Source organism: Pseudomonas sp. BLCC-B112 (genome assembly GCF_028550695.1).
In the GTDB taxonomy this organism is placed as follows: domain Bacteria; phylum Pseudomonadota; class Gammaproteobacteria; order Pseudomonadales; family Pseudomonadaceae; genus Aquipseudomonas; species Aquipseudomonas danubii.
This window is the reverse complement of record NZ_JAQQGK010000005.1, coordinates 528275-541213: the sequence shown is the minus strand read 5'-3', so window position 1 is coordinate 541213 and position 12939 is coordinate 528275. Positions and strand designations below refer to the sequence as shown.

Sequence of the window (12939 nt, the reverse complement as noted above, 5' to 3'; positions counted from 1 at the left end):
CGCTGATCAGATGATCGGCGGGCCGGACCTGGCCTTGCGCAACTGGCTCGGCGTGCAGCCCATGTTTTTCCACATCAATCGACGTAGTGCCGTCGCGTCGGAATAGCCTACTTTGAAGGCAACTTCTTCAATGCTCATGTTGGTAGTTTCCAATAAGCTTTGAACATGTTGCAGGCGAACTTTCTGAATGAAGGCCATGGGCGGCTTACCCGTGGCGCTACGGATTCTGCGCGATAAGGTCTTCTCGGTGATGCGCAAGTGCTCGGCAATGGTGCTCAATGGAGGAACGTTGGGCAGGCAGTCCTCGATGAACTTTTCCAGCATCAGCACTTCGCGATTTTCTGTTTGTAAGTTGGATAGGGCCATGTAGTGATATTGCGCAGGCCGACCATCTATCAGCAGATAGCGCATGGTCAGCTCGGCAATTTGATTACCCATCTTATTGCGCAGTACATAAAGCATCAGATCCATTTGCGACATGCCTGCGCCAGCAGTAATCATATTTCCGTCATGAATAAGCATGCGCTTTGTGTCGAGTATCGCCTCGGGATAACGCTGCTTGAAGGTCTCGTACAGTTGCCAGTGGGTGGTGACGGTGCGGCCCTCGAGAATCCCTGCCTCCCCCAGGACGAAAACCGCCGAGCAGGACGCCGCAGTCTGTCGCCCGCGCAGGTGGTGTTCTTGCACCAGCTTGCTCAGCTTGTGGATGTCGTTGTGCCCGAGCCGGGCAATGAGCTCGGTGGACTGACTGAGGCCCGGCTGCCGCTTTTCCCGGCGACAGCCAAAGAAATCCAGCTCCTGGGTGTTTTCCAGCCCCAGCCCGGGGATGACCAGCATGTTGCCTTCAATGGTCTGGGCGCTGTCCAGTGGCAGTGCATCCAGGCGCATGCCATTGCGCATTCGTACGGATTCACTGCTGCCGATGATCTTCCAGGTAATGGTGGGGCGTCCCATGACTTCGGCGATCTGGTTGGCAGTACGCAGCACATCCAAGGTGATCGCCACACTTGACCCCATGGCTCCTTCCAGCGCGATCAACGTGAGCACATCCATGTCCATTTTCTCCCTGTAAGTGTCCATTTGTGCATTAGCAAAATATACAAGCTGGTGGCAGACTTCTCAACGCGTCCAAATCTAACTTTCTCTGCCCACGCTATTCCCAGTGGGACATATAAGAAAATAGGCATTCATTAAGTGAATGCTTCGCCCTGTCAATAAAATGACATCTTGTCTACTGCCTAGTAAGAGCTCCCCTCGTTAGGGGTGTTTGTTCGGTTCCTTAGTGCTGAAAATAATAAACGACCATTAGGTCAATATATGGCTCTCCATTTAAAAAGGATTTTGAATGAACTACGCCGTGCCTCGTGATTATCTAAATGATGTTAATCAGACCTTCTCAGCGCACTTAGCAGTTGATGATTTGTCGCTGGCCGGCACCTTGGGAATCGAATGTTTAAGTTCGGTTACCGAAGTACTGGCTTATCGCGCCTGGCTTCAACCTGATGCAACCGCCTTTATCCACTTGCTCGATGGCGAGCAAGAGGAGGCGGCCATCAGCTACGCCGAACTGTGGCAGCGTAGTCAACGATTGGCCGCGGCGCTGCAGATTTTCGAGCCCCGGGGAAAACGGGTGCTGATGCTGTTCGAGACCGGTATCGACTACATCGTTTCCCTGTTCGGTCTGTTCCTGGCCGGTGCGGTGGCGATTCCCGCTTTCCCGCCAGTGGGGACCCGAGGCCTGGAGCGCCTGGCGTTGATCTGCGCCGACGCCCATCCGCAAATCGTGCTGACCAGCTCGCGTTTCATGCGCTCCCAGGAACGGGTCAACGCCTTGTTGCAGGATGATGTACCCGCGCCGCAATGGGTCGATCCGCAAGAGCTGGCCACGGAGAATGCCTCTTGGCAGGCGCAGGCTGTGACCCCCGGTCAATTGGCCCTGCTGCAATACACCTCGGGTTCTACCTCCGCACCCAAGGGCGTGATGCTGACCCACGCCAACCTCTACAGCAATTGCCGCAGCGCCAGCCAGTGGATGGGCAAGGCCCAGGATCGCGTGGGTTGCAGCTGGCTGCCGCCCTATCACGACATGGGCCTGATGGGCGGCATATTGCAGCCGATCTACGACGCCTTTCCGACTGTGCTCATCAGCCCCGGGCATTTTGTCCAGCGGCCATTGCGCTGGCTGGATGCGGTGTCCAGGTATGGCGCCGACGTCACCATCGCGCCGAACTTCGCCTTTGATCTGTGTGTTGAAAACATTACCGATGACGAGCTGGCAGCCCTCGACCTGAGCAAGCTCAAGGCCATCTACTGTGGGGCCGAACCGGTCCGGCAAAGCACCCTGGCGCGCTTCTCCGAGCGCTTCGCTGCCGCCGGCTTCAACCCTGCGGCCCTGGGCCCCTGCTATGGACTGGCCGAGGCGACGGTGCTGGTCTCGGGCAAACCCCATGACCAACCGGCATTCAATACCCAGGTGGATCGGGACCAGCTCGCCATCGGAACCTTGGCCATTGTCGACGCCGAAGATGGGTTCGCCTTGCCATTGGTCAGCAGCGGGCGGGTGGCCCCGGGCTTGCGCCTGGCGATTGTCGATCCCGTCAGCCTGCAGCCGGTCGCCGACGGCCAGATCGGCGAGATCTGGGTCCAGGGCGATAACGTGGGTGCTGGTTACTGGGGCAAGGAGGCGCTGAGCGAGCAAGTGTTCCGCGCCCAGTTGCCGGGCGTCGACGGACATTTCATGCGCACTGGCGACCTGGGGGCCTTGTATCGGGATGAGCTGTTTGTCACCGGCCGCCTCAAGGATCTGATCATCATTGCCGGTCGCAACCTGTATCCCCAGGACCTGGAACTGGCGGTCGAGAGCGCGGACCCGCGCATCCGCAGCAATGGTTGCGTGGCGGTGGGCGTGGATAACGGCCAGCAGGAGCAGTTGGCGATCGTGGTCGAGATCAAGCGCAGCGAAAAACTCGACGAAGCCCAGCAGGAACAACTGCGCCAGCTGATCACCAGCACCCTGGTCAGCCAGTTTGGCGTGTCCCCGGCGCGTATTCATCTGGCGCCCATGGGCGGCATCCCGCTGACCACCAGCGGCAAGGTCCAGCGTCAGGCCACTCGGCAGGCCCTGCTCAACGACAGCCTGGCGCGCTACGGCGCCGGACGTTCGGCCGCAGCGGCCACGGCACAACCTCTTAAAACCCCTACGGATGCTCTGTCATGACGGCCATGAATCCTCATATCGACCGTACCGGTCATCGCGAGCGTCAACTGGCCTGGCTGACCGTCGGTGTGCCGGCAGTGGGCACCCTGGTCGCACTGGTCCTGGCCTGGCAGCAGGGCATTGGCTGGCTGGAGTTTGGTGCACTGGCCAGCATGTACCTGCTGACCGCCCTGGGGGTGGAAGTGGGGATGCACCGCTTCTTTTCCCACCATGCGTTCAAGGCCGGCCCGGTGGTCACCGCGTTTTTCGGTATCGCCGGTTCGATGGCAGCCCAGGGCCCGATCCTGTTCTGGGCGGCCACCCACCGCCAGCATCACGCCTTCACCGACAAGGAAGGCGACCCGCACTCGCCGCGTCCGCTCAAGGAAGGCTTTGTCGGCAATATCCAAGGCTGGTGGCACGCCCACCTGGGCTGGCTGTTCAGCCTGAGAAAGCAGAACTGGAGCCAGTTCGTTCCCGACCTGATTCGCGACCGGCTGATCATGCAGATCAACCAGCGCTACTACCTGTGGATCATCCTCGGCCTGCTGCTTCCGACCCTGGTGTGCGGGTTGATTACCCGCAGTTGGGAAGGCGCCCTGAGTGGCCTGCTGTGGGGCGGCTTTGTGCGGATCTTTCTGGTGGACCACGCCACCTGGTGCATCAACTCCTTCGCCCATCGGGTCGGTGGCCGTGACCACCCGACCCGGGACACCAGCCGCAACGTGTTCTGGCTGGCGATTCCAACGGTCGGTGGCGGTTGGCACAACAACCACCACGCCTTTCCGGCGCTGGCCCACGCCGGGCTCAAGCCCTGGCAGCTGGATATCGGTGGCTGGTTCATCGAGTTGCTGGCCTTGTGCGGCCTGGCTTGGGACGTGAAGCGTCCTGGTGCGCCGGTTGCTGCAGAACCTACAGAAAGCTGATTGCCGGTCCTTACCTCACAGGAAGCTATTCATGGACGAGATCCTCACAACCACGGCGACTCCAGAGATCAGCGGTGTCGCGCAGCTGAGTCCGGCAGCCGCCAGAACCAAGGCCCGCATTGCGCTGGCGGTGATGCTGGTGCCCCTGTTCGGTGCCTTCGAGGCGATCCGCTTGTGGGTCACCGGTCAGGTGCACGCCCTGGACTTCATCCTCTTCGGGTTGTTCTACGCGATCCAGATGTTCGGCGTCTCCATGGGCTATCACCGCTACCTGGCCCATCGCGCGTTCAAGACCTCGCGTCTGATGAGCAGCCTGATGCTGATCGCCGGCTCCATGGCGGCCCAGGGGCCGATCCTGTTCTGGGTCACCACCCATCGCCGGCATCACACCTACAGCGACCAGCACGGTGATCCGCATTCGCCCAATCTCATGGGCCAGAGCCGCCTGGAGCGCGCCAAGGGCCTGTGGCATGCGCACATGCCGTGGATGCTGGCGCCGGACATGTCGAGCTGGAACTTCTTTGCCCCCGACATCCTGCGTGACCGTCGGCTGTTCTTCTACAACCAGACCTACCTGTTCTGGGTCGCCCTGGGCGTGGTGTTGCCGGGGATCATCGGCGGCCTGGTCACCCAGAGCTGGTCCGGTGCCTGGAGCGGCCTGATCTTCGGCGGCCTGGCGCGGATCTTCGTGGCCAACCAGGCGGCCTGGTGCGTGGGCTCCATCTGCCACCGCTATGGCGCCCGGCCGTTCGTGACCCACGACCAGAGCACCAACAACTGGATTGTCGCGTTCCTCACCTTTGGCGAGGGGCTGCAAAACAATCACCACGCATTCCCTGCCTGGTACCGGCATGGAGTGCATTGGTGGGAGCCCGACTTGTCGGGCTGGACACTGGCGTTAATGGGCAAGCTGAGACTGGTCTCAGACCTGCGTTCACCGTCCCAGGCAATGATCGACAAAGTCCGTAAGCGTCAGGCCGCATCCTGAACAACGGGATCGTCTGATCTGTAAACCACCCTACTCATCAAGGAAGATCCTATGTCCAACTTCATTTCCAATTTGCTGAGCACTCTGAGCTTCTCGGAGAAAAAACAGGCGGCGGTCGAACTCAACGAAGAGAGCATCAAGCATTGGCTGGTGCAGAAGATGGGCACGCTGCTGAAGATCGATCCGTCCCAGGTCGATACTGCCCGCAGCTTCGAGTCCTACGGCCTTGACTCGCTGGTGGCGGTGAAGGTGGCGGGCGACCTGGAGAAGTTCATGGAGCAGCGCCTGTCCCCGGCCTTGCTGTTCGAATACTCCAGCATCGATGACTTGTCCAAATACCTGGCCAACGAACTGACCACATCCGAAGTTTGACTTCGCAGGAGCTTGGCCATGGCCATTGCACAGATGCCTTCGCAAAAAAACGATAAATTCAATGACCTGCTTCGACGCTCACAGGAGATCGAAGGCCTGCGCCTGACGGACGCAATCCCCAAGCACCTGTATCAGCCTCGGGTCTGGCGCGGGATGCTCAGCTTCGTCGTCAGCTACATGCTCTACATCGGTGCGATAGTGGCGGTCGCCCACGTGCACTGGATGTTCTACCTGCCGCTGTGGTTGGTGGCGGGCCTGGGCGGCTGGGGCCTGTTCTGTGTGGCCCACGATTGCGGGCACAACTCGTTCTCGCGCAATCGCAGCTTCAACCACATTCTCGGGCATATCGCCTTGCTGCCGTTGCTCTACCCGTTCCACGGCTGGCGCCACATGCACAACATGCACCACGCCAACACCAACAACCTGGAAATGGACGTCGACTGGCGCCCGGTACTGCGCGTGCAGTACGACGCCATGCCCTGGTGGGACAAGCTGGTCTACAGCAGCACCCGCACCTGGCTGTTCTGGCTGGGCACGGTCAACTACCAGCGCCACTCGGGCTTCCGTCCGTCCATGTTCCACAAGCTCGAAGCGCGCAACGAAGTGCGTCGTTCGATCCTGTTCATGGTGGTGGCTGCGCTGATCTACCTGCCGACCCTGGTGTACTTCACCGGCTTCACCGGGCTGTTCCTGTACTTCGTTGCCCCGTGGCTGGCGACCCATGCCTGGTTCAGCCTGACCACCATGATGCACCACATCAGCGATGAGACTCCGTTCCTGACCAAGGAGCACTGGAGCTTCAACAGCAGCCGACTGCTGCTGACCACTGACTACATGTACCCCAAGTGGCTGCTGTTCCTGACCCACTACATTTCGGTGCACACCGCGCACCACGTGGCGCCGATCATTCCCCACTACAACCTGCCCGAAGCCCAGGCAGCGTTGAAGAGCGCCTTCCCAGGGATGGTCAGGGAAAAACCCATGACCGTGCAGGATGTCTGGCACGTGGCGCGCAACTGTCACCTGTACGACCCGGTCAATGGCTTCTATGAGTCCTTTGACCGGCCGGCCCAGGCCGCCGAGGGGCAGAACACGCCGGGCGCCAAGGCGGCCAACAGTCCTCTGACCCTGAAGCAGCAGCTGCTGCGCAGCTACATGGGCATTCTGGGGTCGCTCTCGGTGGACAGCGCCGGTGCCAAGGCCACGGATCTGTTCGGCTACACCCGGGAATACATCAAGCAACCCGACAAGGAAATGAGCCCCCTGGGCGCCCAGCGTTTCCATATCAAGGGCATCGCCGGCGTTCCTCACGGCTATCAATGGGGCACGGGCGACCAGACCATCCTCCTGGTCCATGGCTGGGGCGCAGACAGTCGCAGCCTGTACTCCTTCACTCGCGTCCTGCAGCGCCAAGGCTTCAAGGTCGCGACCTTCGATGCACCGGCCCACGGCATCTCGCCGGGCTCCTTGAGCACCATGACCGAGTTCAAGGACGCGGTGAAAGCAGCCATCGTCGCCCTGGGTGACGTGGTGGGAATCGTCGCCCACTCCCTGGGCGGTATCGCCGCCACCGGGGCCCTGGCGGAGCTGGCCGAGACCCACCGGATCAAGGCCCTGTGCCTGCTGGGCTCGCCGGCCAACCTGCCGGTGGTGATCCAGCGCTGGGCCAACGGTTACCTCAAGCTCAAGCCGGCGGTGGTCCAGGCCATGCACCGTGAACTGTGGAAGCGCAACGGCGTGCCGGTCCAGCACTGGGACATCCCGGCCCTGGGCAACGGCCTGCAGTTGCCGACCCTGGTGCTGCACGACCTCAACGACCCGATCGTGCCGTTCTGCGAAGCGCAGCAGATCACCACGCTGATGCCTTGGGCGAAGCTGGAGCCAGTGTCCGGGCTCGGCCATGTGCGCATTCTCTCCGATGCCGCGGTGCTGGAGCAGGTGGCGCAGTTCCTTGTACAGAACATCAAGGTGGCCGAAGTGGCTCAGGCCAGCGCATGAGCACAACGCACAACCTTTTGACGATGGTTAACCACCCATGACGACCTATGCTGAAAGCGCCGTGACCGAGTCCGGCCTGTGGATGTGCCTGATCTGCGGCTGGATCTACGATCAACGGCTGGGCGATCCCGATTCGGGGGTGCCTCCGGGCACTGCCTGGGATGACATTGCCGAAGACTGGACCTGTCCGGAATGCGGCGTGAGCAAGTTGGATTTCAACATGGTGAAGCTGTAATCCAGCGCTGAACCCTGTAGTCGATGAGGAAGCAAGATGGCGACCCAAGAGCAAGCGTCGGCACCCGCCAAGGGCCGGCGTAGCAGCTTCAAGAAAATGCTCTTCAAGGGCATTTACAACGGGGTTCTGGGGCTGCTGCGTTGCAGCTTCTGGATGGAGTCGCGGCTGCTCCCTCGGCGTGCTGCAACGCGAGCGCTGAAGCTGTTCACCACGCCACAACGGCTGCGCCAGCATTTTCCGCTGACGCTGCCCAGCGCCACGGTGCAGGACCTGGAAACCGAGGAAGGGCGGCTGCGTTGTTTCCGCTGGACCCCGCAGCAGGTCCGGCGCCGGGTGGTGCTGGTGCATGGCTGGAGTGGCGCCAGTACCCAGTGGCAGTACCTGATTCCGCTGTTGCTGGAGGAGGGCTGTGAAGTGCTGTCCTTCGACTGCATCGGCCATGGCGGCAGCGGCGGTCGGCAAGCGTCGCTGCCGACCTTCGTCAGCATGCTGGATCAGGTGCAGCAACAGCTGGGGCCGTTCGACACGGTGATCGGGCACTCCCTGGGCGGGGCTGCCGCCGGGTATGCCTTGAGCACCCCGGTCGGCAAGGGCTTCGAGCGGGCGGTGCTGGTGGCTGCGCCGGCCGACATCGAAAACGTCGTTCGGCGTTTTGCGGCATTTCTGTGGATCAACGATGACGTCAGACAACGCATGCAACTTCTGGTTGAGCAACGCTATCAGAAGGACATGCGCAGCCTGGCGGTCAGTCGTTATGGCCACCAGGTGGATATCCCGGTGCTGCTGGTGCATGACCAGCAGGATCAGGAAGTCCCGGCAGATGACCTGCAATCCTTCGCTGAAGGCTTGCGTCACCGGCAAGTCCTGCAAACCCGCGGGCTTGGCCACCTGAAAATTCTCAAGGACAGGGCGACCATGGGAGCTGTGGTCGAGTTTGTCTGTGCAAAGGACGGCAATCTATGAGTGAACAATACGATGTGATCGTGATCGGCGCGGGTCCTGGCGGCTATGTCGCGGCGATCCGGGCGGCGCAGCTGGGATTGAAGACGGTCTGTATCGAGCGCTACAAGGGCAAGGACGGCAAGACCGCCCTGGGTGGCACCTGCCTCAATGTGGGCTGCATTCCTTCCAAGGCATTGCTGGACAGCTCTCATCACTATTACGAGGCGCGCAACGGTTTTGAAGTGCACGGCATTGGCATCCGCAATCCGCAGATGGATGTGCCGGCCATGCTGGCGCGCAAGGACAACGTGGTGCGCAATTTCAACGGCGGCATCGCCTCGTTGTTCAAGGCCAATGGCGTGGCCCTGCTGGAAGGTCACGGCAAGTTGCTGGCCAACAAGGAAGTGGAAGTCACCGCGGCCGACGGCAGCACCCAGCGCATCAGTGCCCCCAGCATCATCCTCGCCCCCGGCTCCCGCCCCATCGACATCGCCGCCGCACCGCTGACCGACAAGGTGATCGTCGACTCCACCGGAGCCCTGGAATTCACCCACGTGCCCAAGCGCCTCGGGGTGATCGGCGCCGGCGTCATCGGCCTGGAACTGGGCTCGGTCTGGGCCCGCCTGGGCGCCGAAGTGACGGTGCTCGAAGCCCTCGACAGCTTCCTGCCGGCAGTGGACGTGCAGATCGCCAAGGAGGCGCAGAAGATCTTTGGCAAGCAAGGCCTGGATATCCGCCTGGGGGCCCGGGTGACGGCGTCCGAAGTGCAAGGCGACAGCGTCAAGGTCAGCCTCAGCGAGGGCGGCGAGGACAAGCAGCAGACCTTCGACCGCCTGATTGTCGCCGTGGGTCGTCGGCCCCTGACCACCGATCTGCTGGCCGCCGACAGCGGTGTGCAGTTGGACGAGCGCGGCTTTATTCATGTCGATGGCCAGTGCCTGACCAGCGTGCCTGGGGTGTTCGCCATTGGCGACGTGGTGCGCGGCCCGATGCTGGCGCACAAGGCGTCGGAGGAGGGGGTGATGGTGGCCGAGAGCCTTGCCGGGCATCACCATCCGCTCAATTACGAGCTGATCCCGTCAGTGATCTACACCCACCCGGAAATCGCCTGGGTTGGCCAGACCGAACAGGCCCTCAAGGCCCAGGGCATCGAGCTGAACATCGGCACCTTCCCGTTCTCCGCCAGCAGCCGGGCCATGGCGGCCAACGACACCGCCGGGTTGGTCAAGGTCATTGCCGATGCCAGCACCGACCGGGTACTTGGGGTGCATGTGATCGGCCCGGGCGCTGCGGAACTGGTCCAGGAAGGCGCGATCGGCATGGAGTTTGGCACCAGCGCTGAAGACCTGGGAATGATGGTGTTCTCCCACCCGACCCTGTCCGAAGCCCTGCATGAAGCTGCCTTGTCGGTGAATGGCCAGGCGATTCATATCGGCAATCGCAAGAAGAAAGCTCCCTCCAGCGTCAAATAGCCCGCTGTCCCCGGCGTCGCTCATTCAGCGGGGCCGGGGCCTGCTGCATCTCCCCGCGTTTCAGCGAAAGAACGGCACATCCCCCAGAATGGTCGCGCGCTGCATCACCCGGCGCTGTGGACGGTAGTTGTCCACGGCATAGTGCTGGGTCACGCGGTTGTCCCAGAACGCCACGTCGTTTTCCTGCCAGCGCCAGCGGATGGTGAACTCCGGGCGGGTGGCGTGGGCAAACAGCAGCTTGAGGATGGCCTCGCTTTCGCTCTCCGATAGTTCGTTGATCCGGGTGGTGAAGCCGTCGTTGACGAACAGCGACTGGCGGCCGCTCACCGGATGGGTACGGATCACCGGGTGCGACAGCGGCGGGTTCTTGCGCCGTGCTTCCTCCCAGCGCGCCAGGTCTTCGGGGGTGTTGCCGAAGCGTTCCAGAGGGAAAGACTTGATGAACTCGTGGGTGGCGGTCAGGCCCTGCAGCAGGTTCTTCAGTGGCTCGGACAAGGCCTCGTAGGCGGCGATGCCGCTGGCCCACAACGTGTCGCCGCCGAACGGCGGCAGCAGCTTGGCGCTGAGCACCGCGCCCAGGGCCGGGGTTGGCAGGAAGGTCACGTCGGTGTGCCAGATGGCGTTGTCGCGCACGTCGGTTTCAGCGGTGTCGAGGATCAGTATTTCCGGCTGTTCCGGCACATTGGGGTAGATCGGGTGAATGTGCAGGTCACCGAAGTGGGCGGCGAAGCGCGCTTGTTGCTGTGGGGTGATCGGCTGGTCGCGGAAGAACAGCACTTGATGCCTGAGCAGCGCCTGCTCGATGGCGTCGCGCTGTTCGACGCTGAGCGGTTGGCTGATATCGACGCCACTGATCTGGGCGCCGAGGGCGGAGCTTAAAGGGGTGATGGTCAGGCTCATGGTCGTTCTCTTGTTCGGCGCCCATTTGTTGGCGTGGTCGGATTCGGTTTATCTGCATCAAACTAAAAAACGGTTGCGCTGGCGGTGTCGTGACCCTGTAGCCGCTGTCGAGCCTTGGCGAGGCTGCGAACGGCGGCGCAGTAGATGCAAACCCATGCAACGAGGCCTTCCTCATCGATTGCTGCGAGCGCTACGCGCTCGGTCGCAGCCTCGCGAGGGCTCGGCAGCGGCTACAGGTGAACCGCGTGCGGGGCAGGCGGCGCACGCAGGTCAGTGGGATTGGCCGTGCCAGGGCACCAGCTTGCGTTGCAGGGCGCGCAGGCCCATTTCCATGGCGAAGGCGATCAGGGCAATCACCAGTATCCCCAGCAGCACCACATCGGTGACCAGGAACTGCGCCGCGGATTGCACCATGAAGCCCAGGCCGCTGGTGGCGGCAATCAGCTCCGCCGCCACCAGGGTCGACCAGCCCACGCCCAGGCCGATGCGTACGCCGGTGAGAATGTCCGGCAGGGCGCTGGGCAGGATCACGTGGCGAATCAACTGCGCCCGGGTCGCGCCCAGGGACTGGGCGGCGCGCAGCTTGGCCGGGTCGACGGTGCGCACGCCGGTGGCGGTGGCGATGGCAATCGGGGCGAAGATCGCCAGATAAATCAGCAGCACCTTGGACAGCTCGCCAATACCGCACCAGATGACGATCAGCGGCAGATAGGCCAGTGGCGGAATCGGCCGGTAGAACTCGATCAAAGGGTCGAGCACGCCCCGGGCGATGCGGTTGGCGCCAATGGCGATGCCCACCGGAATCGCCGTCAGCACGGCAAAGCCCAGGGCCAGGCCGATGCGCTGCAGGCTGGCTGCCAGGTGCTGCCAGAGGGTGGAATCCATGTAGCCGCTGGTGGCCAGCAACCAGCCCTTTTGCAATACGGCGGCAGGGGGCGGCAGGAACAGCGGTTCGATCAGGCCGCTGGCAGTGACCGCCCACCACAGGGCCAGCAGGGCGATCAGAGTCAGCACGCTGATCCAGCGGGTGCTCAGGCTACGACGCACCGGCAGGGGCGCTTTCGGGTTGGCATCACGGGTCGTGGTGGCGGGAATCTCGTAGCTGCTCATGGGCGCTCCTGCTGCTGGGTGGCGCTGCGTTGGGAGAACACCCGGGACAGCACGTGCTCGCGGGTTTCGATGAACAGCGGGTCGGACTTGATCGCCCGCGCCGACTCGCCGGCGGCGTAGCGCTGGCCGAAGTCCAGGCTCAGGCGCTCGACAATCTGCCCCGGGTTGGGTGCCAGGAGGATCAGGTCGGTGGCCAGGAACACTGCTTCCTCGATGTCGTGGGTAATCAGGAACACCGGTTTGGCGGTGCGCCGCCAGACTTGCAGCAACAGCTCCTGCATCTGCTCGCGGGTGAAGGCATCCAGGGCGCCGAAGGGTTCATCCATCAGCAGCACGCGCGGGTCGGCAGCCAGGGCGCGGGCCAGGCCCACGCGCTGTTTCTGTCCACCGGAGAGTTGCCAGATGCGGCGTTTGTCGAAGCCGGCCAGGTCCACCAGGGCGAGCATCTCCCGCGCCCGGGCTTCGCGTTGATCCCGGGCGATGCCGGCCAGTTCCAGGCCGAAGGCGACGTTGCCCAGCACGTCCTGCCAGGGCAGCAGGGCGTCGTCCTGGAACACCACGCCACGCTCGGCGCTGGGGCCCTTGACCGGCACACCGTCGAGGCTGATGCGCCCGGCGCTGGGATCGACGAACCCGGCAATCAGGTTCAGCAGCGAGGTCTTGCCGCTGCCGGAAGGCCCCAGGGCGACCAGCAGTTGCTGTGGCCCCAGGGTCAGGGAAATATCCGCCAGCACCGGTTCGGCGGCGCCGGGGTACTGTGCGCTGATGCGCTCCAGTTGTAGCAAGGCCATGACGGCTCT

12 protein-coding genes are annotated in these 12939 nt (G+C 62.6%); 8 read left to right on the top strand and 4 right to left on the bottom strand.

Annotated features, from left to right (window positions below; genetic code table 11):
* Window positions 1-6: 6 nt before the first annotated feature.
* Window positions 7-1053: a GlxA family transcriptional regulator gene (locus PQT43_RS16340; RefSeq protein WP_272754305.1), complete on the bottom strand. Its 1047-nt coding sequence runs from the start codon at window positions 1051-1053 to the stop codon at window positions 7-9.
* Between the two features lie 385 nt (window positions 1054-1438).
* Here PQT43_RS16340 and PQT43_RS16335 point away from each other — a divergent pair, with 385 nt between their 5' ends.
* Genes PQT43_RS16335 through lpdA form a run of 8 tightly spaced genes read left to right on the top strand, consistent with a single transcriptional unit; the run spans window position 1439 to window position 10129 of the window.
* On the top strand, window positions 1439-3217 hold the full coding sequence (locus PQT43_RS16335; protein WP_272754304.1) for a fatty acyl-AMP ligase: 1779 nt from the start codon (window positions 1439-1441) through the stop codon (window positions 3215-3217).
* Window positions 3214-4122 carry an acyl-CoA desaturase gene (locus PQT43_RS16330; protein WP_102882189.1) on the top strand — a complete coding sequence of 303 codons (909 nt, stop codon included), beginning with the start codon at window positions 3214-3216 and terminating at the stop codon, window positions 4120-4122. Before PQT43_RS16335 ends, PQT43_RS16330 begins: the two co-directional genes overlap by 4 nt.
* A gap of 31 nt (window positions 4123-4153) precedes the next feature.
* A complete protein-coding gene (locus PQT43_RS16325; RefSeq protein ID WP_272754303.1) occupies window positions 4154-5110 on the top strand; it encodes an acyl-CoA desaturase in 957 nt (318 codons plus the stop codon).
* Between the two features lie 51 nt (window positions 5111-5161).
* Window positions 5162-5482: an acyl carrier protein gene (locus PQT43_RS16320; protein WP_102862646.1), complete on the top strand. Its 321-nt coding sequence runs from the start codon at window positions 5162-5164 to the stop codon at window positions 5480-5482.
* A gap of 18 nt (window positions 5483-5500) precedes the next feature.
* Window positions 5501-7480, top strand: a complete 1980-nt coding sequence (locus PQT43_RS16315; protein ID WP_102882188.1) for an alpha/beta fold hydrolase — start codon at window positions 5501-5503, stop codon at window positions 7478-7480.
* Between the two features lie 37 nt (window positions 7481-7517).
* Complete coding sequence (locus PQT43_RS16310) at window positions 7518-7715, top strand: rubredoxin (protein WP_102862648.1); 198 nt, start codon at window positions 7518-7520, stop codon at window positions 7713-7715.
* A 36-nt stretch (window positions 7716-7751) separates the two neighbouring features.
* Window positions 7752-8678, top strand: a complete 927-nt coding sequence (locus PQT43_RS16305; RefSeq protein WP_170001985.1) for an alpha/beta hydrolase — start codon at window positions 7752-7754, stop codon at window positions 8676-8678.
* Window positions 8675-10129 carry a dihydrolipoyl dehydrogenase gene (gene lpdA, locus PQT43_RS16300; RefSeq protein WP_170001987.1) on the top strand — a complete coding sequence of 485 codons (1455 nt, stop codon included), beginning with the start codon at window positions 8675-8677 and terminating at the stop codon, window positions 10127-10129. Before PQT43_RS16305 ends, lpdA begins: the two co-directional genes overlap by 4 nt.
* Window positions 10130-10189: 60 nt before the next feature.
* Here lpdA and tauD read toward each other — a convergent pair whose 3' ends face one another.
* The 3 genes from tauD to tauB all read right to left on the bottom strand — a co-directional run bounded on the left by tauD (window position 10190) and on the right by tauB (window position 12930).
* Window positions 10190-11029, bottom strand: a complete 840-nt coding sequence (tauD, locus tag PQT43_RS16295) for a taurine dioxygenase (RefSeq protein ID WP_272754302.1) — start codon at window positions 11027-11029, stop codon at window positions 10190-10192.
* A gap of 270 nt (window positions 11030-11299) precedes the next feature.
* The gene (tauC, locus tag PQT43_RS16290; protein WP_102882185.1) at window positions 11300-12139 is read right to left on the bottom strand and encodes a taurine ABC transporter permease TauC; all 840 of its coding nucleotides are present in this window, start codon (window positions 12137-12139) and stop codon (window positions 11300-11302) included.
* Window positions 12136-12930, bottom strand: coding sequence for a taurine ABC transporter ATP-binding subunit (tauB, locus tag PQT43_RS16285; protein ID WP_267269224.1), 795 nt, complete (start codon window positions 12928-12930; stop codon window positions 12136-12138). The genes tauC and tauB overlap by 4 nt, the downstream gene beginning before the upstream one ends.
* Between the last annotated feature and the right edge of the window lie 9 nt (window positions 12931-12939).